Origin of the sequence: Nocardioides sp. T2.26MG-1 (assembly GCF_950101795.1) — a bacterium.
Classification (GTDB): Bacteria; Actinomycetota; Actinomycetes; order Propionibacteriales; family Nocardioidaceae; genus Nocardioides.
Window position 1 is genome coordinate 235294 of the sequence record NZ_CATNLZ010000035.1, and the last position, 23775, is coordinate 259068.

Below are 23775 nucleotides of genomic sequence, written 5' to 3' on the forward strand. Positions count from 1 at the left end.
GGGGCCCGCATGAGCGCCGCGGACCGGGCCCAGCGGGCCGCTGCGGCCGACGCCCTGTGCTCCGGCGCCTACGCGGACTGCGGCGGGCCCGACGTCGGTGCCGCGCTCGTCGCGGTCGGCGGCTACGGGCGCGCCGAGCTGGCGCCGTACTCCGACCTCGACGTCGTCCTCGTCTCGGACGAGGGCGTCGACATCCGGTCGGTCGCCGAGCAGGTCTGGTACCCGCTCTGGGACTCGGGCGCCAAGCTCGACCACTCGGTGCGGACGCTGCCCGAGATGCTGGCGGCCGCCGAGGGCGATCTCAAGGTCGCGCTCGGGCTGCTCGACGTGCGCCACCTGGCCGGCGACCCCGCGATCACCATGCGGCTGCGGACCACGATGCTGGCCCACTGGCGGCGCTCGGCGCGCGAGCGGCTCCCGGCGCTACGGGACCTGGTGCGCTCGCGGCACGAGCTCGTCGGCGAGCTCGCCCACCTCTCGGTGCCCGACCTCAAGGAGGCGGAGGGCGGGCTGCGCGACGCCACCGTGCTCAAGGCGCTGGTCGCGACCTGGCTGGTCGACGTGCCGCACGTCGAGGTGGAGCGCACCCGCCTCGCGCTCCTCGACGTGCGCGACATGGTGCACGAGACCGCCGGCCGGGCCAGCGACCGGATCGCGCCGGAGATGTGGAGCGACGTCGCGCACCGGCTGGGTCTCGACGACGCCCGAGCTGCCCAGGTGCACGTGCGGGAGCTCGGGCGCCGGATCACCCACCTCTCGCACCTGACGTGGCGGCGGGTCGAGGCCGTGCTGGCCCGCCCGGCGTCGTACCGCGGGGCCCGGCGGCCCGCCCTCGCCCCGCTCGCGCCCGGGGTGGCGCTCTCGGCCGGCGAGGTGGTCCTGGACGCGCGGGCGCGGCCCGCGGTCGACCCGGCCCTGCTGCTGCGCGCGGCCGCGCTGGCCGCCGAGCACGACGCCGTGCTCGCGCCGGCCACCGCGGCGCGGCTGGTGCGCGAGTGTGCGCCGCTCCCGACGCCCTGGCCGACGGAGGTGCGTCAGCTGCTCGTGCGCCTGCTCGCCTCCGGCCGCGGGCTGCTCGGCGTGTGGGAGACGCTGGAGGAGACCGGCGCCCTGGACGGGTTCCTGCCGGAGTGGGAGCGGATCCGGCTGCTGCCGCACGCTTCCGCGATCCATCGGTTCACCGTGGACCGGCACGTGGTGGAGACCTGTGTGGAGGCGTCGACGCTGATCCGCTCGGTCGCCCGGCCCGACGTGCTGATGGTGGCTGCGCTGCTGCACGACATCGGCAAGGGCAGCCTGACCGAGCACAGCGTGGCGGGGGAGCCGATCGCGCGGGCCGCCGCCGAGCGGATGGGCTTCGCACCCGACGCGGTCGACCTCATCGCCCGGCTGGTGCGCCACCATCTGCTGCTCGCGGAGACCGCCACCACCCGCGACCCCGACGACCCCGCCACCGTCGAGCTCGTCGCCTCCCGCATCGGCTCCGCCGAGGCGCTCGGACTGCTCGTGGCGCTGACCGAGGCCGACGCCCGCGCGACCGCACCTAAGGCGTGGTCGTCGTGGCGCGCGGGACTGATCCAGGACCTCGCCCGCCGGGCGAGCGCCGCGCTGGACTCGGGCGAGCCGCTGCCCGCGATCGTCGTGGACGACGTCGACGTACCGCGCGAGGTGCGCCGCGGCTCCGCGTCGATCAGCGTCGAGGCTGCCGGAGACGGCTCGCGGGTCACCGTCATCGCCCCCGACCGGGTCGGCCTGCTCGCCGACCTGGCCGCGACGCTGGCCCTCCAGCGGATCCCGGTGCGGGCGGCGCGGGCGTGGGCGCAGGACCAGTACGGCGTGTCCGTGTGGGAGGTCGGGGAGCCCGACCTCGACCCGGCCGTGCTCCGGCAGCGCTACGAGGCCGTGGTCGAGGGCCGGGTCGACGCCGCCCGTCGGCTGCGGCCCACCGGCCCCGCCGCCGCGCTCGACCCGTCGGTGGTGATCCGGCCGGAGGCCTCGGACCAGTCGACGGTGCTCGAGGTGCGCGCCGCCGACCGTCTCGGCGTCATCCACCTGGTCTGCGCGGCGCTGGCCGCCCTGGACATCGCGGTGCGCTCGGCCCACGTCGACACGCTCGGGCCTCAGGCCGTGGATGTGTTCTACCTCCAGGAGGCCTCGGCCGGCGCGCTCAGCGACCAGCGGGCGGCCGAGGCCGCGCACGCCGTACGCGCCGCGCTGACGGTGGTGGGGTGAGGCTCGCGGGGTTCGGCTGCTGACAGCCGAACCCCGCACGACACGCCGAGCGGCACCGGCGTGTCGTGAGGGTTCCGGCTGCCAGGTGAAACCTGTGGGACTCCTGAGGCGGGCCTCCCCGGGCAGGATGCGCCCGCTCGACGACCCGCCGACTAGGCTGGGGCGCGCCAGACTTGCCGCCAAGCCCGTAGGACGCATCCTTGTTCGCCACACTCTCCGACCGGCTCGCCGACACCTTCAAGAACCTCCGGGGGAAGGGCCGGCTCTCCGAGGCCGACATCGACGCCACCGCGCGTGAGATCCGGATCGCCCTCCTCGAGGCCGACGTCGCGCTGCCCGTGGTCAAGGAGTTCGTCGGCGCCGTCAAGGAGCGGGCCCGCGGCGAGGAGGTCAGCGGCGCGCTGAACCCCGCCCAGCAGGTCGTCAAGATCGTCAACGAGGAGCTCGTCGCGATCCTCGGCGGCGAGACCCGCCGGCTGCGCTACGCCAAGACCGGCCCGACCGTGATCATGCTCGCCGGCCTCCAGGGTGCCGGCAAGACGACGCTGGCCGCCAAGCTCGCGCTCTGGCTCAAGGAGCAGGGCAAGAGCCCGCTGCTCGTGGCCGCCGACCTCCAGCGACCCAACGCGGTCAACCAGCTGCAGGTCAACGGCGAGCGCGCCGGCGTCCCCGTCTTCGCCCCCGAGCCGGGCAACGGCGTCGGAGACCCGGTCGGCGTCGCGCGCGCCTCCCTCGAGGAGGCCAAGCGCAAGCTGCACGACGTCGTGATCGTCGACACCGCGGGCCGTCTCGGCGTCGACGCCGAGATGATGCAGCAGGCCGCGGACATCCGCGACGCCGTGCAGCCCGACGAGGTGCTCTTCGTCGTCGACGCGATGATCGGCCAGGACGCCGTCGTCACCGCCCAGGCCTTCCTCGACGGCGTCGGGTACGACGGCGTCGTGCTCACCAAGCTCGACGGTGACGCCCGCGGTGGAGCCGCGCTCTCGATCGCCTCGATCACCGGCAAGCCGGTGATGTTCGCGTCCAACGGCGAGAAGCTCACCGACTTCGACCTCTTCCACCCCGACCGCATGGCCTCGCGCATCCTCGACATGGGTGACGTGATGACCCTGATCGAGCAGGCCGAGAAGGCCTTCGACCAGGAGCAGGCCGCCAAGGCCGCCGCCAAGCTCACCGGGCAGGGCGGCGAGTTCACCCTCGACGACTTCCTCGAGCAGATGCAGCAGGTCCGCAAGCTCGGCTCGATGTCCAAGATCATGGGGATGCTCCCCGGGATGGGCCAGTTCCGCGAGCAGCTCGAGAACTTCGACGAGCGCGAGATCGACCGCATCCAGGCGATCATCCAGTCGATGACGCCCGCCGAGCGCGCCAACCCCAAGATCATCGACGGCTCCCGCCGGGCCCGCATCGCCCGCGGCTCCGGTCGCCAGGTCTCCGACGTCAACCAGCTCGTCGACCGTTTCTTCGAGGCCCGCAAGATGATGATGTCGCTCGCCAAGGGCGGCTCCATCCCGGGGATGCCGGGCATGCCCGGGATGCCGGGCATGGGCGGCAAGCGGACCAAGGCCAAGCAGGCCCCCAAGAAGGGCAAGGGCAAGCGGGTCTCCGGCAACCCGGCCAAGGCCGCCCAGCAGGCGGCCGCCGAGAAGGAGAAGGCCAAGGCCGCCCAGGCCAACCCGTTCGGCACCCCCGCCGGCGAGGAGGAGCTGGACTACGAGAAGGCCGCCGCCGCCCTCAACCTGCCCCAGGACTTCTCCAGGTTCCTCAAGTAGTCGACTTCGTCGACTTCGGAAGGCGTCGTGGTCGCTGTGCTCCCCGTCCTCCTGTTCCGCCGAACCAGGCTCGCTTCGCTCGCGGTTCGGTGCGGCTGATGGCAACCACGCTCGTCGTCGACGCGGCCAACGTCGTCGGCAGCCGGCCGGACGGCTGGTGGAAGGACCGGGCCGGGGCGGCCCGCCGGCTGCACGAGCGGCTGCTGGTCGCTGACACGGCGTACGACGAGGTCGTGCTGGTCCTCGAGGGCGCGGCCAAGGCCGGGGCCAGAGCCGGCCGTGACGGCCACGTGCGCACCGTGCACGCCAAGGGTCACGGGGACGACACGATCGTCGAGCAGGCCCGGGCCGCGGTCGAGCGGGGCGGCCGGGTTGCGGTCGTGACCGCCGACCGGATGCTGCAGGCCCGCGTGCAGGGCGTCGGCGCGGTCGCGCTGGGTCCGTCCTGGCTGCTCGACCAGCTCTGACCCCCCCACCGTCGAGACACCCGGAACGGCTGCGACACGCCGGGCGGGGACAGCCAGTTGTGGTGTCTCGATGGTCCCGGCACCGCCCGGGGGGGCCGGGCTCAGCCCCTCAGACCGACACCCGCGCGATCGCCAGCGACACCGCGCCGACCACCTCGGCACGGTCGCCGAGGTCGCCCGAGACCACGGTGAGGGCGGCGGCGGTGTCCGGCTGGGCGAACCGGTCGACGGCCGCGCGGATGCCCTCGCCGAGCGAGGTCGACGCCCCGAGGGACCCGCCGACGACCACCAGCTCCGGGTTGAGGTTGTTGCACAGGTCGGCGAGGGCCCGGCCCACGGCCCGTCCCGCGTCGCTGAGCACGCGCCGCACCCCGGCGTCGCCGTCGTCGTCGAGGGCGAGGATGCGCTCGATCGAGAGGGGGACGTCGTACGCCGGCTGCAGGAGCGCCAGCAGCCGCGGCGCCGACACCAGCGTCTCCAGGCAGCCGCGGTTGCCGCAGCGGCACACCTGGCCGTCCTCGTCGACCTGGACGTGGCCGAGCTCGCCCGCGATGCCGCTGGCGCCCCGGTGCAGGCGCCCGCCGAGCACGATGCCGGCCCCCAGGCCGCTGGCGACCTTGACGTAGACGAGGTCGCTCGAGCCCCGCGCGGCCCCCTGGCCGAGCTCGGCGAGCGCGCCGAGGTTGGCGTCGTTGTCCGCGAAGACCGGCACGCCCAGCCGGCGGTGCAGCTCGTCGCCGGGGGTCAGCTCGCGCCAGCCCGGCAGGATGCCGGTCCGGATGCTCGCCGAGCGCCGGTCCAGGGGAGCGGGCACGCACATGCCGACCGCGTGCAGGTCGGACAGCTCGAGCCCGGCGGCCTGCAGCGCCTGCCGCACCATCCGGGCCGCCCGGTCGAGGGCGACCGCGCCGTCCTCGTCGACGTCGACCTCGGCGGTCTCCTCGGCCAGCACGGTGCCGACCCGGTCGGCGACGGCGACGCGGACGTGACCGTGGCCGATGTCGACCCCGGCGACGCCACCGGCCGGCGTGCTGAGCGCGACGAGCAGCGGCGGGCGGCCGCTGCCGCCCTTGTGCGGTCGGCCCCGGTCGGTCGTCTCCACCACGTGCCCGGTCGAGATCAGGTCACCGACCAGGCTCGACACGGTCGTGCGGGACAGCCCGGTGCCGCGGACGAGGTCGGCCCGGCTCATCGGCCCCTCGGCCGCGAGCAGGGAGGTGATCGAGCGCCGGTTCGTGTCCCGCAGACGCTCGAGGGAGCTGGTCATCGCCATGACCACCGAGCGTAGGCACGATTCGTCCGGAAGAAGAACAAACAAGCCCCTGTTACGCGATCTTTACGCATTGACTCGGAGTATTCGCCTTCCTACGTTGGGGATCGCTTACCACTACTTGCTCGGGCAAGGAGACCCCATGTCAAGCGACCCCACCCCCCGTCCCTCCTCTCGTCCAGCCCCTCGTCCGGCCCCTCGTCGGGCCCCTCGTCGGGCCTGGCGCCGCCGTCGTCCGGCGCTGCTCGCGGCGCTCGCCGCGGGGGCCCTCGCGGCCGTGCTCCTCCAGCCCCAGACCGCGGCCGACGCCGACGAGGCCCTGCCCTACCAGGACCCCGGCCTCCCCGTGCCGCAGCGGGTCGCCGACCTGCTCGGCCGGATGTCGCTCGCGGAGAAGATCGGGCAGATGACCCAGGCCGAGCGCGTCGACGTCGACGCCGACCCGTCCCTGATCACCGACAACCGGCTCGGCAGCGTGCTGTCCGGCGGCGGCTCGGTCCCCGCCGAGAACACCCCCACGGCCTGGGCCGACATGGTCGATCGCTACCAGCAGGCGGCGCTCGACACGCCCCTCGGCATCCCCCTGCTGTACGGCGTCGACTCGGTCCACGGCCACGGCAACCTGCTGGGCGCGACCGTGTTCCCGCACAACATCGGGCTCGGCGCCACCCGTGACCCGGCGCTGGTCGAGCGGATCGGCCACATCACCGCCGAGGAGACCCGGGCTAGCGGACCGCAGTGGGTGTTCGCGCCGTGCATCTGCGTGGCCCGCGACGACCGGTGGGGCCGCACCTACGAGAGCTTCGGCGAGACCCCGTCCCTGGTGACGTCGATGGAGACCGCGATCGACGGGCTGCAGGGCGCTCCCGGCCAGCTCGACGAGCCCGACCGCGTGCTCGCCACCGCCAAGCACTTCGCGGGCGACGGCCTGACGGCGTACGACGACTCGCTCGCCGACACCGGCTCCTACCCGATCGACCAGGGCATCGACCGGGTCACCCGCGCGGAGTTCGACCGGCTCGCGCTCGCGCCGTACGTCCCGGCGATCAAGGAGCACCACGTCGGCTCGGTGATGCCGTCCTTCTCCAGCACCGACTTCAACGGCGGCGACACCGACGACGCCGTCAAGATGCACGCCAACGCCGACCTGCTCACCACGTGGCTCAAGCAGCAGCAGGGCTTCGACGGCTTCGTGATCTCCGACTGGCGCGCGATCCGGCAGCTGCCCGGCACGTACGCCGACCAGGTGAAGACGTCGGTCAACGCGGGCGTCGACATGTTCATGGAGCCGATCCAGGCACCCAACAACCCCACCGGCTGGGACGAGTTCATCCCGACGCTGACCCAGCTGGTCGACACCGACCAGGTCTCGATGGCGCGCATCGACGACGCGGTGTCGCGGATCCTCACCGCGAAGTTCGAGCTCGGTCTCTTCGAGCACCCCTTCACCGACCGCACCCACCTCGCCCAGATCGGCAGCAAGGCCCATCACGCCGTCGCCCGCCAGGCGGCCGCCGAGAGCCAGGTGCTGCTGCGCAACCAGCGGCACACGCTCCCGCTCCGCGGCAACCACGACGTGTACGTCGCGGGCAGCAACGCCGACAACATCGGCAACCAGACCGGCGGCTGGACGCTCACCTGGCAGGGCGGCTCGACCAACGTCGTGCCCGGCACCACCATCCTCGACGGCATCGAGAGGTCCGCGCGGGGCGCAGTCACCTACAGCGAGACCGCCGAGAAGCGGATCCCGCGCAAGGCCGACGGCATCGTGGTCGTCGGCGAGACGCCGTACGCCGAGGGCTTCGGCGACGTCGGCGGCCCGCAGTGGGCCTGGGACCCCGCCGACGGCGGCGTCCCGCGGCAGAAGCAGACGATGCGGCTCTCCGACGCGGACACCCGCGCGGTGCAGAAGGTCTGCGCACAGGCCAAGTCGTGCACGGTGGTCGTGGTCTCCGGACGCCCGATGGTGATCCCGCCGGCGTTGCTGCGCCAGATCGACGCACTGGTCGCCTCCTGGCTGCCCGGCAGCGAGGGCGCGGGCGTCAGCGACGTGCTGTTCGGCCGACGCCCGTTCACCGGCAAGCTGCCGGTGAGCTGGCCGCGGACCGTCGCCCAGGAGCCGATCAACGTCGGCGACCCCGGCTACGACCCGCTCTACCGCTACGGCTTCGGCCTGCGCACCCGCTGACCACGGATCGGCGGGGGGCCTGCCCCGGACGTACCGTCCCCGACGGGTACCGTCCGGGGCATGGTCGCGCCTGCGCTCCGGTTCTCCGGCCCCGTCCTGCCCGACGGTGAGCCGCGCACCCTGTCCGTGGTCGACGGCCGGGTCACCTACGACCCGGTGGCGGGCTCCGAGCGGGCCGTCGACGGCTGGATCGTGCCGGGGCTGGTCGACGCGCACTGCCACCTCGGCCTCGACGACGACGGCGCGATCTCGCGGGAGGCCACCGAGGAGCAGGCGGTCGCCGACCGGGACGCGGGCGCGCTGCTGATCCGCGACTGCGGCTCGGCGGCCGACACCAGCTGGGTCCACGAGCGCGAGGACCTGCCCCGGCTGATCCGCGCGGGACGGCACATCGCGCGTACCCGGCGCTACATCCGCAACTATGCCCACGAGGTCGAGCCCGAGGAGCTGGCGTCGGTGGTGGCCCGCGAGGCGGAGCGCGGTGACGGGTGGGTGAAGCTCGTGGGGGACTGGATCTCCCGCGACGCCGGCGACCTGGCGCCGTCCTTCCCGGAGGAGGCGTTCGCCGAGGCGATCCGGGTCGCCCACGAGCACGGTGCCCGGGTGACGGCGCACTGCTTCGGGCACGAGGTGCTCGCCGGGCTGCTGGAGGCCGGGATCGACTGCATCGAGCACGGCACCGGCCTGCACCCCGACCAGGTCGAGACGATGGCGGCCCGCGGTGTCGCCCTGGTGCCGACCGTGATGCAGCTGGACAAGTTCCCGCAGTACGCCGCGGCCGGCCGCGCCAAGTTCCCCGCCTACACCTCGACGATCACCGACCTCTACATCCGCCGCCGCGACACCGTGATGGCGGCCTACGAGGCCGGGGTCGCGCTCTACGCCGGCTCCGACGGCGGCGGCATCAGCCGGCACGGCAACATCGCCGGCGAGGTGATCGCGATGACCGCCCTCGGCCTGCCGGCCGACTACGCGCTGGGCGCGGCATCCTGGCGGGCCCGGGAGTGGCTCGGCTGGAACGCCGGTCTCGAGGAGGGCGCACCCGCGGACTTCGTCGTCTACGACACCGACCCGCTCGAGGACCTCTCGGTGCTGCTCAGGCCCGCGGCGGTCGTGCTGCGCGGCCGGGTCGTGGCCTGAGTGAGCCTCGTCAGGCCCCGCCGGGTCAGCCGGTGGGGTCGACCAGCTTGAGTCGGCCGTTGCGGACCCGGAACCAGCGCGGCTGGGCGTCGTCGTCGCCGATCAGGGCCAGCAGCCCCTCCATCTCCGAGTCGAACCAGGCGCGGTCCTCCAGGGGCGACCGGGTCGAGGTCTCCTCGGTCTGCCCGCGGTAGCGCAGCGCGAGCTGACGCCAACCCAGCGTCGAGGTGCCGGCGTACAGCATCGTCTCGATGAGCTTGACCTGCTCGGGGAGTGCGTTGGCCAGCCGGTCGTCGACGACGAGGAGGTCGCGGGACGGGTTGATCCGCAGCCCGTTGAACTCGATCCAGCTGCCGACGAACCGCACGCCGCGCTCGTGCATTCCCTCCGGGCCGTCGTGGCCGCCCTCGGCCTGGGTCGACCGGTCCGGGGCGACCAGGTGCAGGTCCGACGGCGGGGACGGGTGGGCGGCAGCCGGTTCCCAGGCCTCCGCCGAGCCGTCGGTGATCGAGGAGATCGGGCGGCGTGCGGCCGCGGCCAGGCGGGCCTGCAGCTCGCGGGGGCGGATCGGCTTGGGGACGTAGTCGTCGGCCCCCGCGTCGAAGCCGGCCAGCACGTCGTGCTCCTGCGAGCGGCTGCTGATGATCACGATGTAGGTGCTGGTCGCCTCCCGGACCCGGCGCGTGACCTCCAGACCGTCCATCCCGGGCATCGTGACGTCGATCGTCGCCAGGGTCGGGTGGTGCTCCAGCGCGAGGGCGATCCCGTCGGCGCCGTTGGTCGCGGTGACGACCTCGAACCCGGCCTGGGTCAGCACGATCTCCAGCAGGTCCACCGTGTCCTGGTCGTCGTCGATGACGAGGGCTACGGGGCGGGCTTCGACCGAGACGTGGGACACAGCAGCGAGTATCTCAGGCGCGGGCGCCCCCGGTCAGCGAACGAGGTACGGCGCGGCGTACTTCACCACGGCACGGTTGCGGCGGACCAGCTCGTCGGCGACAGGTACGCCGGTGCGCCGGTCGATCACGGTCCGCCAGATCTCGTTGCTGCGGCGTACCAACCCGTCCTCGCCCACCTCGAACCGCTCGTCGCGCGCGGCGACCGAGTAGGACACCGGCAGCTCCCGGTCGGCGCGCAGCTCGCCGTACAGGTGCCGCTCACCGACCCAGGTACGCAGCTGGAACGTCGCCGCGGTGTCGTTGCGCACCACCAGGTCGACGTAGTTGTAGACGATCGTGCAGCCCACGCCCCATGGCAGCACCCGGCCGTTGTCCGGGAACGGGTCGAAGCTGTGCTCGCTGCGCTCGAGCACGGTGAGCGGGGAGTGCAGGAACATCCAGTGCAGCAGGTTCGCCAGCTGGCAGATGCCGCCGCCGACACCCGGCACGGGCGCCCCGTCCGAGAGCCGCATGCCCTCGATGTAGCCCTTGCGGCGCGAGCAGCTGCCGACGACCTTGTTGAACGAGAACGTCTCGCCCGGCCGGATCACCAGCCGGTCGGTGCGTGCGCTCGCGAGCCTGAGGTTGACCACCTTGTTGTGCTGCAGCACCATCTCGGCACCCTCAAGCTGCCGCAGCAGCAGCGAGCCGTGGCGGTGGACCCGGACGGGCAGGTCGGCGGGGGAGCGGTACGACGCCCAGTCCGCGCCGCTCGTCAGCCACCGCGCCCGGCGTCGGGCGCGGTGCGCGAGCACCGCCGCCGGCCTCAGCCAGGGGAAGCGCTGCGAGGGAGTCATGCTGCTGGGACGCCCCCGCCCGCCGGTTGGTTGTCAGGGCGCGGCGGGGGTCCTGGCGGGCCGCACCGACCAGAGGATCCCGGTGACGAGCAGCACCGCCACGCCGGCCAGGAACAGCAGGAGCGGCACGACGATCGTGGCCAGGATGCCGACCACGAAGCTGCCGATCCGTGGGGCCGGACCGATCTCGACCGTCGACAGCGGACTCGAGTCGGTGGCGGTGCAGCTGACCTCGAGGTCGCCGGAGCCCGGATCGAAGCGCCAGGTGCCGACCCAGTCGCCGGCGGTGCCGCTGTCACGGCGGAACTCGCCTCCGGGACGCCGCAGCTCGATCTCGTCGCCGGTGGCCCGGTCGACGACGCTGCAGGAGGGCCGGGACTCGAAGTCGTAGCTCCACAGCATCAGGTCGCCGTCGGTGGAGACCTCGACCGCGTGCGCCTCGCCGTCGCGTACCACCTCGACGTCGGTCTGCAGGAACGCGGACAGCGTCCAGACGAACAGCCCGACGCCCGCCGCCACGGCCGAGAGGATCAGCGCGATCCCGAGCCCGAACCACCACGCGCTGGGCCGGGGCTTGGCTGGTCGCGGCGGGACCGGGGACGGGCCGTAGGGTGGCGGCAGCTGGGTCATGGGACGACTCTGCCCGATCTCCGGGCCGCCCGATTTTCGCCGCGACGAGCCCTCTGGCAGGATAGGCCGCTGAGTCCTGCGCGCCCGGACCCTCTCACCCGGACGCCGCAGAGCCCATCGAAGGTCCCGGCCGGTGCTTTCCCCACCTGGTCACGGTGCCCTTCACCCACACACAACTTCCGAGGAGACACCACAAACGTGGCCGTCAAGATCCGTTTGAAGCGCCTGGGCAAGGTCCGGGTGCCGCAGTACCGCATCGTCGTCGTCGACTCGCGCAAGAAGCGCGACGGACGGGTGATCGAGGAGATCGGCAAGTACCACCCGAAGGAGAACCCGTCGTACATCGACGTCGTCTCCGATCGGGCGCAGTACTGGCTCGGTGTCGGCGCGCAGCCGACCGAGGCCGTCGCCAAGATCCTCAAGATCACCGGCGACCTCCAGAAGTTCAAGGGCACGTCGGGCCAGGAGGGCACCCTCAAGGTCGCCGAGCCCAAGCGCGACAAGCTCGAGGTCTTCAACGAGGCGCTGAAGGAGGCCGCGAGCGAGCCCAAGGGCGACGCGGTGACCAAGAAGGCGGCCTCGTCGAAGAAGAAGGCCGAGGCCAAGCCCGCGGAGGCCGAGACCGAGACTGCTGCCGAGGCTCCCGCCGAGGCGCCGGCCGAGGCCGAGGCGCCCACCGAGGCCCCGGCTCCGGTCCCCGCCGACGAGACCCCCGAGGTCGCGGCCGAGGCGGCCGAGGCTGCGGAGGGCACTGAGAAGGCGGAGTCCTGAGCGGCATGCTCGCCGAGGCGCTCGAGCACCTGGTGCGCGGTGTCGTCGAACACCCCGACGACGTCAGTGTCCGCGACAAGCAGCTGCGCCGCGGCTCGATCCTCGAGGTCCGGGTGCACCCCGACGACCTCGGCAAGGTGATCGGTCGCAGCGGGCGCACGGCCACCGCGTTCCGCACCGTGATCTCCGCGCTGGCGGGTCGCGGCGGCGCGCGGATCGACTTCGTCGACGTCGACCGGCGCCCCTAGCACGAGGCGTCACCAGCACGCACGCGCACACGGGCGCCGTCCCCCTGGGACGGCGCCCGTGGCGCGTCCAGGGCCCGACAACGCGGTTGCGCGAGCGGGCCCTGCTCGGTTGGGTCGGGGGATGACGCTCACCCTCGCCGACCTGCACCCGGTGCTCGGGCTCCGCATCGCCGCGGGACCCCTCGAGCTCCGCGGGATCACCGACGACGACCTGCTCGGCCTGTGCGCCCTCGCGCGCGACGGCATCCACCCGCCGGACCAGATGCCGTTCTACGTGCCGTGGACCGACGCCGAGCCCGGCGCCCTGGTCCGCGGCACCGCGGCGTACCACTGGAGCAACCGGGCCGAGTACTCGTCCTCCGCGTGGGCCCTGGAGCTCGGGGTCTGGTACGACGGCGTGCTGGTCGGCAGCCAGGGACTCCGCACCCGACGCTTCCTCACGACGCGCACCGGGGAGACCGGGTCCTGGCTGGGACGCGCACACCAGGGCCGGGGGATCGGCACCCGGATGCGCCAGGCGATCTGCGCCTTCGCGTTCGACCACCTCGACGCTGCCGAGGTGACCTCGGGTGCGTTCGTTGACAACCCGGCCTCGCTGGCGGTCTCGCGCAAGGTCGGCTATCGGGACAACGGCCGGCAACGGCTCGAGCGCCGGCCGGGCGAGCTCGCCGTCAACCAGCAGCTGGTGCTGACCCCGGGCGCCCTGGTCCGCGGTGACCCGTTGGAGGTCGAGGGGCTGCCCGCGTTCCGACGCCTCGTCGGGCTCGACGGTGCCGACCCCCTACCCTGACCGCGTGGAGAGCATCGAGGTCCTGGTGGGCCGGATCGGCAAGCCGCACGGCCTGCGCGGCGAGGTGACCCTCGACGTGCGCACCGACGAGCCCGACCGCCGGTTCGCGCCCGGCACCGTCCTGCGGGCCGAGCCGCCCCGTGGGTCCGCGTTCGCGCAGCGCGAGCTGACCGTCGCCACGATGCGCTGGCACCAGTCGACGCTGCTCGTGCACTTCGAGGGGATCCCCGACCGCAGTGCCGCCGAGGCCGCACGCGGGATCCTGCTGCACGCCACGATCCCCGCGGACGCCTCGCCCGACGACCCCGACGAGTTCTACGACCACCAGCTGATCGGGCTGGCGGCGTACGACGTCTCGGGCGCCGCGCTCGGCGAGGTCACGGGCCTGGTGCACGGTGGTGCCCAGGACCTGCTGACGATCCGCACCCCCGACGGCCGGGACGCGCTGGTGCCGTTCGTGAAGGCGCTCGTGCCCGAGGTCGACCTCGCCGCCCACCGCCTGGTGGTCGCGGACCGGCCCGGCCTCGTCACGCCGCTGCCCGAGGACGACTGACGACGTGCGCATCGACGTCCTGACGATCTTCCCGGAGTACCTCGCCCCCCTGGGGCTCTCGCTGGCCGGCAAGGCACGCGAGAAGGGCCTCATCGACGTGCAGGTGCACGACCTGCGCCAGTGGACCCACGACCGGCACCGCACGGTCGACGACACCCCGTACGGCGGCGGCGCGGGCATGGTGATGAAGCCGGAGCCGTGGGGCGAGGCGTTCGACGACCTGCTCGGCGCGGGGCCCGCGGAGGGCGTGACGGTCGTGGTCCCCACCCCGTCGGGGCAGCCGTTCACCCAGGCGGTCGCACGCGAGCTCGCGACCCGCGAGCGGCTGGTGTTCGCGTGCGGGCGCTACGAGGGCATCGACCAGCGGGTGCTCGACGAGGTCGCGGAGCGGGCCGAGCTGCGCGAGATCTCGCTCGGCGACTACGTGCTCAACGGGGGAGAGGTGGCCGCGCTCGCGGTCACCGAGGCCGTGGTCCGGCTGGTGCCCGGCTTCATGGGCAACGCCGAGTCGCTGCTCGAGGAGTCCCACGCTCTGTCCTATTCGGGGGCGAGCCTCCTGGAGTACCCCGTCTACACCAAGCCTCCGTCCTGGCGGGGCCGCGACGTGCCCCCCGTGCTGCTGTCGGGCGACCACGCCGCGATCGCCGCGTGGCGCCGCGAGCAGGCCGAACGGCGCACAGGGCGGCGGCGCCCCGACCTGCTGCACCCCTCGACGACGCTCGAGGGCGTCGAGCTGCGCGCGGCCGTGCCGGCCGACGCCGGAGAGCTGTACGTCCTCCAGCTGGCCTGCTGGGTGCAGGAGATGCACGACAACCCCGGGGTGCGCATCCCGGCGCTCCACGAGTCGCTCGACGACGCCCGGGCGTGGCTGGCGCGCGACACCGTGGTGGTCGCCCGCGCGGCCGGGCGCCTGGTCGGCGCGGTGCGGGCCTCACTGGACGGAGAGGCGTGGGAGGTCGGGCGGCTCATGGTGGCCCCCGACCTCGCGGGCCGCGGCCTGGGACGCGTCCTCCTGGCCCGGATCGAGGGGCTGGCGCCGCCCGAGGCCACGACGTACGCCCTGTTCACCGGCGCCGGCAGCACCCGCAACCAGCGGATCTACAAGAAGGCCGGATACCGGCTCCGAGGCGAGATCGAGCCCGGCGTCGTACGGATGACCAAACCTGTCCGCAGGTGATTTCTGCGCAGCGCCCCCGCTGTGGCAGACTTGCTCCTCGGCCCAGTCGGCCAAACAAGGATCGCCCGGAGGACTCGTCCGCCGGGGGTCCGCACCGGTCCCTGCCACAGGGGGGACATGGCGCCGCCGGCCAGCACAGACTGGGTCCACAACTTCAACGGTTCCGATACCGCGGCTGACCTGTGGCACTCGCGAGGAGAGACATGAGCAACGTCATCACCGAGCTCGGCAACGCGAGCAAGCGCACCGACCTCCCCGACTTCCGGGCCGGCGACACCGTCAAGGTGCACGTGAAGGTCGTCGAGGGCAACCGGTCCCGCGTCCAGGTCTTCCAGGGCGTCGTCATCCGCATCCAGGGCTCCGGCGTGGGTCGCAGCTTCACCGTCCGCAAGGTCTCCTTCGGCGTCGGTGTCGAGCGCACCTTCCCGCTTCACTCCCCGATCTTCGAGCAGATCGAGATCGTGACCCGCGGTGACGTCCGCCGCGCCAAGCTCTACTACCTGCGCAACCTGCGCGGCAAGAAGGCGAAGATCAAGGAGCGCCGCGAGGGCTGAGGGAAATCTCAGGCAGCCTGACTACGCTCACCAGCGTGACTTCCGAAGACCGCGACTCCACGTCCGTCGCCGAACCTGACGAGACTGGGTCGCGGTCTTCGTCTGCCCAGGCACCGGCGTCGAAGCCCGCGAAGAAGAAGCACCTGCCGGTCTGGCAGGAGACGATCCTGCTCCTCGGGATCGCCGTCGTGCTCGCCATCGTGATCAAGGCGTTGTTCGTGCAGGCGTTCTACATCCCGTCGCAGTCGATGGAGCCCGGGCTGGTCAAGAACGACCGGATCCTGGTGCAGAAGGTGTCGTACTGGCTCGGTGGGAGCCCCGAGCGAGGCGACGTGGTGGTGTTCAAGGACCCGAACGGCTGGCTGTCCGCCGAGGAGTCCGCCGGCCCGACCAACGGGGTCGCGAAGCTGCTGTCCAAGGTCGGCCTCTACCCCTCGGGCGGCCACCTGGTGAAGCGGGTGATCGGCGTCGCCGGCGACACGGTCTCCTGCTGCGACGCGCAGGGCCGGATCCTGGTCAACGGCCAGCCCCTGAACGAGAAGTCCTACGCCCGCCTCGGCGGCGCCGACTGCTACGGCCCGATGGTCGACAGCTGCGGCAAGGACTGGGAGATCGGACCGATCCCCGAGGGCCGGATCTTCGTGATGGGGGACAACCGCAACAACTCCGCGGACTCCTCGTTCCACATGTGCAAACCCGAGGAGACCGACTGCACCAAGAACCCCTATGTCGACGTCGGAGACGTCGTCGGGAAGGTGTTCGTGCTGTTGTGGCCCAGCGACCACTTCAAGTTCCTGCATCGTCCCGACACCTTCGCGGACGTGCCAGACCCCTCCTAGCCGGCCGTGAGTGAGCTGCCCCGCGGATCGACGATCCGCAAAGACGCCGGGATCTACGGGTACGAGCGCGCGCTGCGTCGCCACGGCATCGAGCCGATCGCGGGCGTCGACGAGGCCGGCCGCGGGGCCTGTGCCGGGCCGCTGGTCGCCGGCGCCGCGATCCTCCCGCCCGGCAGGGCCGGCATCATCCCCGGCCTCGCCGACTCCAAGCTGCTGACCGAGAAGGCCCGCGAGCGCTGCTACGACCAGGTGGTGCGGCGAGCCCTCGCCTGGTCGGTGGTCGTCGTGTCGCACGAGGAGTGCGACCGGCTCGGCATGCACGTCGCCAACGTCGAGGCGCTGCGGCGCGCCGTCGCGCTGCTGGAGCTGCCGCCGTCGTACGTGCTCACCGACGGGTTCCCGGTCGACGGACTTGGGGTCCCCGGCCTGGCGATGTGGAAGGGCGATCGCGTCGCGGCCTGCATCGCCGCCGCCTCGGTGCTCGCGAAGGTCACCCGCGACCGGATCATGACCGAGCTCGACGCGCAGTGGCCGGCGTACGACTTCAAGACCCACAAGGGCTACATCACCGACGTGCACGCCGCCGCGCTCACCGAGCACGGGCCGTCGCCGATCCACCGGATGCGCTTCGTCAACGTCCGCCGCGCCGCCGGGATAGAGTCGACGACGTGAGCGCGGAGGACCTCGAGAAGTACGAGACCGAGATGGAGCTGACGCTCTATCGCGAGTACCGCGACGTCGTCGGGATCTTCAAGTACGTCGTCGAGACCGACCGCCGCTTCTACCTCTGCAACCAGGTCGACGTGAAGGCCCGCACCGAGGCGGGCGACGTGTTCTTCGAGGTCTCGATGAGCGATGCGTGGGTGTGGGACATGTACCGCCCGGCCCGGTTCGCCAAGAACGTGAAGGTGCTGACGTTCAAGGACGTCAACGTCGAGGAGCTGAGCCCCTCCGAGATCGACCCGCCGAAGGCCTGACCCGGCCCAGCCGGACCAGACCAGTCCTGCCGAATCGCCCGCGGACGTGGCGCGCGCCACGGCGGCCGTGGGGACCGCCCTCTGACGCCGAGGTGGACCGATGGCCGGTGGGGTGGCGCGCCGACTGCGCGAGCGGGACCGCGAACGCGGAGCTGCGGCGGTCGAGTTCGCACTGGTGGTCCCGGTGCTGCTGCTGTTGCTGTTCGGGATCATCGGCTACGGCTACATGCTGCTTCCGGCAGGCCCTGAGCCGGGTGCCGCGGAGGGCGCCCGCGCCGCGGCGGTGAAGCCGAGCGGGACCGCCACCGCGACCCTCGAGACCGCGATGCGGGCAGCAGTCGACGCCGCGTTGGGGAGCTACGGCGTGCGCTGCAACGGCCCGGCCCTCAGCACAAGGTCGATGGGGCCTGGCAGTCCGCCGGGACGTGCACGCTCACCGTCGCTGCCTGCACGAACAACGCGTCGTCCATGTGCGCCTGCTGGCGGCGACGCTCACGGTGCCGGTCAGGGTGAGGCTGGACCTCCTGTTCGGCCTGCTGCCCGTGACGATCGACGGCAGCATCGTCGCGAAGCCGACGCCGAACGGCGTCGCGACGACGGTGGCCATCTCGGTCCCGCCGCACGGCTACGACACGCCGTACTCCAACGGCGGAACGGCGGCGCAGCTCCCGGCCGCGGCTCTCGAGGCTGCGTCCGTCTCGGTCGGCTCGCTCTCGCTCGGCCAGGCGACCGCGGTCCTCAACGCCGTCGCGACCACGATCGTCACGCCGATCGTGAACGGCGTGAACGGCACGATCCTGGGTCCCGTCTCCGACCTCGTCGGTCTACGGACCGCGGACGCGGACGTCCTGCTGCTCGACCACCCGACGTGCACGAGCCCTGTACTCCGCGGCTGACGCCGCTGTCTCAGGCCGACGTGCCCACGGGCGTCGTCGCGCGGACGACCGCGGTGAGCCCGACGCCGGCCAGCGCCAGCACCACAGGCACGACCAGCAGCGCGGACTTCAGCGACGTCGCGTCCGCGATCGCCCCCACCGTCAACGGGGCGACCAGCACCGCCAGCGACGTCACTGTCACGGCACGACCGGTGGCCAGGACGGCTCGTCCGGGAGCCAGAGAGACCGCGATGGACATCCCCATCGGGAACAGGTTGCCGATCCCGAGACCCAGGGCGGTGAGTCCCAGCAGCGTCTGCGGGGTCGCCGTGGACGTCCAGAGAACGGCGAACCCGGCGCCGCTCACGGCGAGGGCGTAGCCGAGCAGCCGGGTCGGCTCGATGCGCAGGGCCAGGCGGCTGCCGAGCGTCCGGCCCACGAGCACCCCGACGAAGAAGCCGCCCATCATCGACACGGCCCGCTCGGCCGACACGTCGGCCGCCTCCTCGGCGAAGCTCGCTCCCCATCCGGTGACGCACCACTCCGCCGCCGTCGTGCAGACCAGGATCCCGGCGGCGATCCAGAACGGTCGCGGCAGTGGCTCCTTGGCGACCGAGGTGACCGGGGGAGCGGCCATCGTCAGTCCGCGGTTGCTCCACCACAGCAGCACGGGCGCGACCAGCGACAGCAGGAGCGCCGTACGCCAGCCCAGGTGCAGCACCGCGGTCAGCGACAGGGCGCCGATGAGCACGATATAGGCGACGCTGGCGGACAGGTTGGCCTCGGTGAGGGCGACGCTCCGCAAGTCGCCGTGCTGGTCGGACAGCACGGCTTGGAGGGTCACGAGCAGCAGGCCGCCGCCGGTGCCCATGACGAGGACGGAGCCGATGGTCACCACGGCCGTCTGCCCGGCGGTCAGCCCGACGGCGCCGGCGCCCATCAGCCCCGCCGAGCCCCACAGCAGGGTGCCCCGGCCGAGGAGGCGCTCCACCTGGGCGGAGACGAGCCCGCCGAGCATGCTGCCGGCGGCGAACGCCGCGACGTGCAGGCCACCGGTCGAGTAGCTGAGGCCCAGCTCCTCGCGCAGGTGCGGCACCACGAGCCCCGGCGCGGCCTGCAGGTAGGCGAACCATCCGAGCACGAGGTACATGACCCAGGTGAGACGGTCCCGGACGAACACCTGCGGCATGCGTGTAACGATACACACGTTAGGGTCGTGCCATGGCGGGAACCCTCGGAGCCAAGCGGGCGACGCTCGCCCAGGTCGCCGAGCTCGCCGGTGTCTCGGTGATGACCGCGTCGTACACCTACAACCGGCCCGAGCGGGTCTCGGAGCAGGCGCGGGGCAAGGTGCTCGCCGCGGCGGCCGAGCTGGGATACGCCGGCCCGCACCCGAGCGCCCGGTCGCTGCGGCGGGGCAGCACCCTGGCCCTCGGGGTCGTGCTCGGCGAGCACCTCACCTACGCGTTCGACGACCCGGCGGCCGTCGCCTTCATGGCCGGGATCGCCGAGGTGTGCGCCGAGCGCGGCTTCGGGATGACGATCCTGCCGATCACCGGCGCCGTGGAGGACGCCGACCGGATCGCCGATGCGGCCGTCGACGGGTTCGTGGTCTGGACGACGACCGACGACGACCCGACCCTGGCTGCGGTCCTGGCGACCCGGCGTCCCGCGGTCATCCACGGCGGCTCGCGGGTCGAGGGGCTGGTGCGGGTGAGCATCGACAACCGGGCCGCGGCGCGCGCGGTCGGTGACCTCGCCTTCGCGGGCTCGCGCCGTCCCGCGGTCGTGAGCCAGCCCGTCTCCCGCGACCGAGCCGGCACGATCACGCGGGGCGTCGACCTCGCCGACGCGCTCTTCCCGGTGACCCGCGACCGCCTGGCCGGCTATCGCGAAGCCGCCGAGGAGACAGGGACGGACTGGGCCGACGTGGTCGTCGCGGTGTGTGCCCGCAACGACGTCGCCGAGGCCGAGCGGGTCGCGACCGCGCTGCTGACCTCCGCCGAGCCGCCGGACGCGATCGCCGCGATGAGCGACCAGCAGGCGCTGGGCGTGCTGCGCGCTGCCGGTGCGCTCGGCCTGACCGTGCCGGGCGACCTCGCCGTCACCGGGTGGGACGACGTGCCCGCCGCCGCGCAGGCGGGTCTGACCACGGTGCACCAGTCACTGCGCGACCAGGGCGCGACCTGTGCGCGAATCGCGCTGGGCGGCCGCCATCGGTCCCGGTCGGCGCCCTGGTCGGTCGTGGCGCGCTCGAGCACACGGCGCACCTGACGGAGCTGGGCAGGGGCGGGGGCGGAGCCCGCTTTCCGTGCACAGCGTGGCTTCCGGCACGACTGCCCACAGCCGTGCGTCGTCGACGCGCGGGCTGTCCCTCGCCTCGGAGAGGGTCGTGCACAGGAGGTCGAGGACATGACGAGTTCGACAGCAGCGGCGATCAAGCAGGCCCTCGGGGCCTACGGCGAGACCCTCGCGATGCGGCACCTGGTGGCCCAGGGCATGGTGGTGCTCGACCGCAACTGGCGGTGCGAGGCGGGGGAGATCGACCTCGTCCTCCGCGACGGCGACGTGCTGGTCGTCTGCGAGGTCAAGACCCGCAGCAGCGTGCGCTACGGCACCCCGCACGAGGCCGTGACGGACATCAAGCTCGCGCGACTGCGGCGGCTCGCGACCCGGTGGATCGAGGAGCGCGGCGTGGCCGTCCGCGACGTCCGCATCGACATGGTCGGCATCGTCCGGCCTCGACGCGGGTCCTCGATCCTCGACCACGTGCGGGGGATCGGCTGATGCCCTTCGCGACCGCCCACACCGTCTCGCTCCACGGCGCCGTCGGCCACCTCATCGACGTCCAGGCCGACGTCTCACCGGGCCAGGTGGGGGTCACCATGGTCGGCCGGGCGGACACGATGATCAACGAGTCCCGCGACCGGTGCCGGATGGCGATCATCAACAGCCAGCTCGACTGGCCGGCCACCCGGCGGATCACGATCCTGCTGTCCCCGGCCGACCTGCTCAAGAGTGGCACCCACTTCGACATGGCGATCGCGGTGTCGGTGCTGGCGGCGGCCGGCAGCGTGCCGGCCTCCACGCTCGACGGCACCGCCTTCATCGGCGAGCTCACCCTCGACGGCAACCTGCGCGCCGCCGCCGGGGTGCTGCCGATGGTGATGGCCGCGGCCGAGCGCGGGATCCGCGCGGTCTTCGTCCCCGAGCCGCAGGCGGCCGAGGCCGCGATGGTCCCCGACATGAGCGTGATCGGGGTCCGGTCGCTGGGACAGGTCGTCGCTGTGCTCCGCGACGAGGAGGTGCCCGAGGCACCCCCGGTCGCCCCCCTCTCCGGGACGCGGCTCCTGGCGTGGCGCGGTCAGGAGCGGCTCGACGAGCTCGACCTCGCCGACCTGGTCGGCGTCGACGACGCGCGCTACGCCGTCGAGGTCGCGGCTGCGGGGGGCCACCACCTGCTGCTCTCGGGGCCCAAGGGATGCGGCAAGACCAGCCTCGCCGAGCGGATCCCGGGGATCCTCCCCGACCTCAGCCCGGCGGAGTCGCTCGAGCTCAGCGCCATCCACTCGCTGGCCGGGGCGCTCGACCCCGATGCCGGGTTCCCGACCAGACCGCCGTTCTCGGCTCCACACCACGACGCCAGCAAGGCCAGCCTCATCGGGGGTGGCCTGGGTGTGGTGCGTCCCGGTGAGGTGAGCAAGGCCCACACCGGGGTGCTGTTCCTCGACGAGTTCCCCTTGTTCCGGTCCGACGTGATCGAGGCGCTGCGCCAGCCGCTCGAGAACGGCGACGTCACGGTCGCGCGGCGCGACGAGTCGGTCACCCTTCCCGCCCGCGGCATGGTCGTGCTCGCCGCCAACCCGTGTCCCTGCGGCGACTACAGCGGCGACGTCCGGGAGAACCACTGCATCTGCCGCGAGGTCCAGCGCCGCGACTACCGCAACAAGGTGACCGGACCCGTTGCCGACCGGGTCGACATCGTCCGCCAGCTGCGGGCGCTGCGCCGGCGCGACGCTCGGCTCGACCTCGCACCGAGTGAGTCGTCGGCGGTGGTGCGGCGCCGGGTGGAGGCGGCCCGAGCCCGGCAGGCGGAGCGCTACGCGGACGAGAGCTGGCGTCTCAACGCCCACGCCCCCGGGCCGGTGCTGCGCGACCGGTGGCCGCTGACCAAGGCCGGCCAGAAGGCGGTCGACGACCAGCTCTACGCCGGCCGGCTGAGCCGCCGCGGCGCGACCCGCGTGCACCGCCTCGCGTGGACCGTCGCCGACCTGCGGGGCTTGGACCACCCCGGCCTCCACGAGGTCGACACCGCGCTGCGGCTGCGCACCGGCGAGCCGTTGCTGCTCTCGATGCTGGAGCGCACGGGATGACCGCGCTCGACGACCGGCTCGCGCGGGTTGCGATCAACGCCCTCGGTGAGCCGGGGGATCCTCGACTGCTCGACGCCGTCACCCAGCACGGTGCCCCTCGGGTCCTCGACATGCTGGTCGGCCAGCGGACGATCGACGACCTCCAGACCGACCCCGAGGCTCGGCGCTCGGCGTCCGATCCCGAGCGCACCCTCGCGGAGGCGGCGGTGCAGGGCCTGCGGTTCGTCGTCCCGGGAGATGAGGAGTGGCCCTCCCAGCTCGACGACCTGGCGCTCACCGCGCCGCTGCAGAACCGCGGCGGCGTCCCGGTCGGTCTCTGGGTGCGGGGTCCGGTCCGACTCGACCAGCTCGTCGGCTCGGTGGCGGTCGTCGGCTCCCGGTCGGCCACGACCTACGGTGCCGACGTCGCGGCCGACCTTGCGGCGGACGTGGCCGCAGCCGGCCGTTGCGTCGTGTCCGGAGCCGCCTACGGGATCGACCAGGCCGGGCACCGCGGTGCGCTCGCCGGCGGCGGGACGACCGTGGCCGTGCTCGCGTGCGGTGCCGACCGCGTCTACCCCGCCTCCCACCGCCAGCTCATCGAGCACATCGCCGCCCACGGAGCCGTGGTGTCCGAGGCCATTCCCGGGTGGGCGCCGACCCAGATCCGCTTCCTGGCGCGCAACCGCCTGATCGCGGCGCTCACCACGGGCACCGTGGTCGTCGAGGCCGCCGTGCGCAGCGGCGCCCTCAACACCGCCAACTGGGCGACCCGGCTCAACCGGCCGGTGATGGGGGTGCCGGGGCCGGTCACCAGCGCCCCGTCCCAGGGGGTGCACCAGCTGATCCGCTCCCAGGCCGCGACCCTGGTGACGTCCGGAGCGGAGGTGCTCGAGGAGGTCAGCGCCGCGGGGGAGCACCTCGTCGAGGAGCCGCGCGGACCGGTCCGTCCGCGCGACCGGCTCACCACTCGGCAGCGGCAGGTCCTCGACGCCGTCCCGGTGGTGCAGGCCGCGCCGGAGGCCTCGATCGCCCGCACCGCCGGCCTCCTGCTCGCCGACACCCGGGGCGTGCTGGCCACGCTGGCCGAGCAGGGGCTGGCCGAGCAGGTCCCAGGCGGATGGCGGCTCGCCGCGCTCGCTCGCGAGTAGCCGCCCCCGGTCTTCCTAGACTCGGCACGTGAGCGACGAGGAGCAGGCGAC

23 protein-coding genes and 2 pseudogenes are annotated in these 23775 nt (G+C 73.1%); 20 read left to right on the forward strand and 5 right to left on the reverse strand.

All coding sequences use genetic code 11. The features are described from left to right. Nucleotides 1-6 precede the first annotated feature (6 nt). From QQZ14_RS23075 to QQZ14_RS23085, 3 genes and pseudogenes are all read left to right on the forward strand, one after another. A pseudogene (locus tag QQZ14_RS23075) lies at nt 7-2232 on the forward strand ([protein-PII] uridylyltransferase); the annotation flags it as partial. Nucleotides 2233-2432: 200 nt separating this feature from the next. Next, on the forward strand, nt 2433-4007 hold the full coding sequence (gene ffh, locus QQZ14_RS23080; RefSeq protein ID WP_284536772.1) for a signal recognition particle protein: 1575 nt from the start codon (nt 2433-2435) through the stop codon (nt 4005-4007). 98 nt (nt 4008-4105) lie between these two features. Then, nucleotides 4106-4474, forward strand: coding sequence for an NYN domain-containing protein (locus QQZ14_RS23085; RefSeq protein ID WP_284536773.1), 369 nt, complete (start codon nt 4106-4108; stop codon nt 4472-4474). A 109-nt stretch (nt 4475-4583) separates the two neighbouring features. On the opposite strand, the gene QQZ14_RS23090 is transcribed toward QQZ14_RS23085, so the two are convergent. Next, nucleotides 4584-5747 (reverse strand): ROK family transcriptional regulator, encoded by a 1164-nt coding sequence (locus QQZ14_RS23090; protein WP_284536774.1) that lies wholly within the window; start codon nt 5745-5747, stop codon nt 4584-4586. 274 nt (nt 5748-6021) lie between these two features. Here QQZ14_RS23090 and QQZ14_RS23095 point away from each other — a divergent pair, with 274 nt between their 5' ends. Both QQZ14_RS23095 and QQZ14_RS23100 read left to right on the forward strand, forming a co-directional pair. Then, a complete protein-coding gene (locus QQZ14_RS23095; RefSeq protein WP_284536775.1) occupies nt 6022-7932 on the forward strand; it encodes a glycoside hydrolase family 3 protein in 1911 nt (636 codons plus the stop codon). 60 nt (nt 7933-7992) lie between these two features. Next, entirely contained in the window at nt 7993-9072 is a 1080-nt protein-coding gene (locus QQZ14_RS23100; protein ID WP_284536776.1) for an amidohydrolase family protein, read from the forward strand. A 25-nt stretch (nt 9073-9097) separates the two neighbouring features. Here the strand turns inward: QQZ14_RS23100 and QQZ14_RS23105 are convergent, their stop codons facing one another. Genes QQZ14_RS23105 through QQZ14_RS23115 form a run of 3 tightly spaced genes read right to left on the reverse strand, consistent with a single transcriptional unit; the run spans nt 9098 to nt 11437 of the window. Next, nucleotides 9098-9970, reverse strand: a complete 873-nt coding sequence (locus tag QQZ14_RS23105) for a response regulator (RefSeq protein ID WP_284536777.1) — start codon at nt 9968-9970, stop codon at nt 9098-9100. 33 nt (nt 9971-10003) lie between these two features. After that, nucleotides 10004-10807: a VanW family protein gene (locus QQZ14_RS23110; protein WP_284536778.1), complete on the reverse strand. Its 804-nt coding sequence runs from the start codon at nt 10805-10807 to the stop codon at nt 10004-10006. Nucleotides 10808-10840: 33 nt separating this feature from the next. Then, a complete protein-coding gene (locus QQZ14_RS23115) occupies nt 10841-11437 on the reverse strand; it encodes a hypothetical protein (RefSeq protein ID WP_284536779.1) in 597 nt (198 codons plus the stop codon). A gap of 198 nt (nt 11438-11635) precedes the next feature. Between QQZ14_RS23115 and rpsP the strand changes: the two genes are divergently transcribed. From rpsP to QQZ14_RS23165, 11 genes and pseudogenes are all read left to right on the forward strand, one after another. Further along, nucleotides 11636-12208: a 30S ribosomal protein S16 gene (gene rpsP / locus QQZ14_RS23120; RefSeq protein ID WP_284536780.1), complete on the forward strand. Its 573-nt coding sequence runs from the start codon at nt 11636-11638 to the stop codon at nt 12206-12208. 5 nt (nt 12209-12213) lie between these two features. Then, entirely contained in the window at nt 12214-12456 is a 243-nt protein-coding gene (locus tag QQZ14_RS23125; protein WP_284536781.1) for an RNA-binding protein, read from the forward strand. Between the two features lie 121 nt (nt 12457-12577). Continuing rightward, nucleotides 12578-13246, forward strand: a complete 669-nt coding sequence (locus QQZ14_RS23130; protein ID WP_284536782.1) for a GNAT family N-acetyltransferase — start codon at nt 12578-12580, stop codon at nt 13244-13246. A 4-nt stretch (nt 13247-13250) separates the two neighbouring features. After that, on the forward strand, nt 13251-13799 hold the full coding sequence (gene rimM, locus QQZ14_RS23135; RefSeq protein WP_284536783.1) for a ribosome maturation factor RimM: 549 nt from the start codon (nt 13251-13253) through the stop codon (nt 13797-13799). Nucleotides 13800-13803: 4 nt separating this feature from the next. Next, the gene (gene trmD / locus QQZ14_RS23140; RefSeq protein WP_284536784.1) at nt 13804-14976 is read left to right on the forward strand and encodes a tRNA (guanosine(37)-N1)-methyltransferase TrmD; all 1173 of its coding nucleotides are present in this window, start codon (nt 13804-13806) and stop codon (nt 14974-14976) included. Between the two features lie 203 nt (nt 14977-15179). After that, nucleotides 15180-15530, forward strand: a complete 351-nt coding sequence (gene rplS / locus QQZ14_RS23145) for a 50S ribosomal protein L19 (protein ID WP_284536785.1) — start codon at nt 15180-15182, stop codon at nt 15528-15530. 35 nt (nt 15531-15565) lie between these two features. Then, the gene (lepB, locus tag QQZ14_RS23150) at nt 15566-16369 is read left to right on the forward strand and encodes a signal peptidase I (protein ID WP_284536786.1); all 804 of its coding nucleotides are present in this window, start codon (nt 15566-15568) and stop codon (nt 16367-16369) included. Between the two features lie 6 nt (nt 16370-16375). Further along, entirely contained in the window at nt 16376-17041 is a 666-nt protein-coding gene (locus QQZ14_RS23155) for a ribonuclease HII (protein WP_284536787.1), read from the forward strand. Continuing rightward, nucleotides 17038-17346, forward strand: coding sequence for a DUF2469 domain-containing protein (locus QQZ14_RS23160; protein WP_011756688.1), 309 nt, complete (start codon nt 17038-17040; stop codon nt 17344-17346). Before QQZ14_RS23155 ends, QQZ14_RS23160 begins: the two co-directional genes overlap by 4 nt. Nucleotides 17347-17446: 100 nt before the next feature. Then, nucleotides 17447-17566, forward strand: a pseudogene (locus QQZ14_RS25470) (TadE/TadG family type IV pilus assembly protein); the annotation flags it as partial. A gap of 289 nt (nt 17567-17855) precedes the next feature. Continuing rightward, nucleotides 17856-18242, forward strand: a complete 387-nt coding sequence (locus QQZ14_RS23165; protein ID WP_284536788.1) for a hypothetical protein — start codon at nt 17856-17858, stop codon at nt 18240-18242. A 10-nt stretch (nt 18243-18252) separates the two neighbouring features. On the opposite strand, the gene QQZ14_RS23170 is transcribed toward QQZ14_RS23165, so the two are convergent. Then, the gene (locus tag QQZ14_RS23170) at nt 18253-19410 is read right to left on the reverse strand and encodes an MFS transporter (protein ID WP_284536789.1); all 1158 of its coding nucleotides are present in this window, start codon (nt 19408-19410) and stop codon (nt 18253-18255) included. A 32-nt stretch (nt 19411-19442) separates the two neighbouring features. Between QQZ14_RS23170 and QQZ14_RS23175 the strand changes: the two genes are divergently transcribed. The 4 genes from QQZ14_RS23175 (at nt 19443) to dprA (ending at nt 23724) form a co-directional block, all read left to right on the forward strand. Then, nucleotides 19443-20495: a LacI family DNA-binding transcriptional regulator gene (locus QQZ14_RS23175; RefSeq protein ID WP_284536790.1), complete on the forward strand. Its 1053-nt coding sequence runs from the start codon at nt 19443-19445 to the stop codon at nt 20493-20495. A gap of 138 nt (nt 20496-20633) precedes the next feature. Further along, nucleotides 20634-21008: a YraN family protein gene (locus tag QQZ14_RS23180; protein ID WP_284536791.1), complete on the forward strand. Its 375-nt coding sequence runs from the start codon at nt 20634-20636 to the stop codon at nt 21006-21008. Further along, nucleotides 21008-22594: a YifB family Mg chelatase-like AAA ATPase gene (locus QQZ14_RS23185; protein WP_284536792.1), complete on the forward strand. Its 1587-nt coding sequence runs from the start codon at nt 21008-21010 to the stop codon at nt 22592-22594. The genes QQZ14_RS23180 and QQZ14_RS23185 overlap by 1 nt, the downstream gene beginning before the upstream one ends. After that, nucleotides 22591-23724, forward strand: coding sequence for a DNA-processing protein DprA (gene dprA / locus QQZ14_RS23190; protein WP_284536793.1), 1134 nt, complete (start codon nt 22591-22593; stop codon nt 23722-23724). Before QQZ14_RS23185 ends, dprA begins: the two co-directional genes overlap by 4 nt. The last annotated feature ends 51 nt before the right edge of the window (nt 23725-23775 follow it).

Excerpts from the sequence above, each read along its gene's own strand:
- QQZ14_RS23085 (WP_284536773.1), top strand. The coding sequence starts at position 4,106 with ATGGCAACCACGCTCGTCGTCGACGCGGCCAACGTCGTCGGCAGCCGG.
- QQZ14_RS23090 (WP_284536774.1), bottom strand. The coding sequence starts at position 5,747 with ATGGCGATGACCAGCTCCCTCGAGCGTCTGCGGGACACGAACCGGCGC.
- QQZ14_RS23100 (WP_284536776.1), top strand. The coding sequence starts at position 7,993 with ATGGTCGCGCCTGCGCTCCGGTTCTCCGGCCCCGTCCTGCCCGACGGT.
- QQZ14_RS23110 (WP_284536778.1), bottom strand. The coding sequence starts at position 10,807 with ATGACTCCCTCGCAGCGCTTCCCCTGGCTGAGGCCGGCGGCGGTGCTC.
- QQZ14_RS23115 (WP_284536779.1), bottom strand. The coding sequence starts at position 11,437 with ATGACCCAGCTGCCGCCACCCTACGGCCCGTCCCCGGTCCCGCCGCGA.
- QQZ14_RS23125 (WP_284536781.1), top strand. The coding sequence starts at position 12,214 with ATGCTCGCCGAGGCGCTCGAGCACCTGGTGCGCGGTGTCGTCGAACAC.
- QQZ14_RS23130 (WP_284536782.1), top strand. The coding sequence starts at position 12,578 with ATGACGCTCACCCTCGCCGACCTGCACCCGGTGCTCGGGCTCCGCATC.
- rplS (WP_284536785.1), top strand. The coding sequence starts at position 15,180 with ATGAGCAACGTCATCACCGAGCTCGGCAACGCGAGCAAGCGCACCGAC.
- QQZ14_RS23170 (WP_284536789.1), bottom strand. The coding sequence starts at position 19,410 with ATGCCGCAGGTGTTCGTCCGGGACCGTCTCACCTGGGTCATGTACCTC.
- QQZ14_RS23175 (WP_284536790.1), top strand. The coding sequence starts at position 19,443 with ATGGCGGGAACCCTCGGAGCCAAGCGGGCGACGCTCGCCCAGGTCGCC.
- QQZ14_RS23180 (WP_284536791.1), top strand. The coding sequence starts at position 20,634 with ATGACGAGTTCGACAGCAGCGGCGATCAAGCAGGCCCTCGGGGCCTAC.
- QQZ14_RS23185 (WP_284536792.1), top strand. The coding sequence starts at position 21,008 with ATGCCCTTCGCGACCGCCCACACCGTCTCGCTCCACGGCGCCGTCGGC.
- dprA (WP_284536793.1), top strand. The coding sequence starts at position 22,591 with ATGACCGCGCTCGACGACCGGCTCGCGCGGGTTGCGATCAACGCCCTC.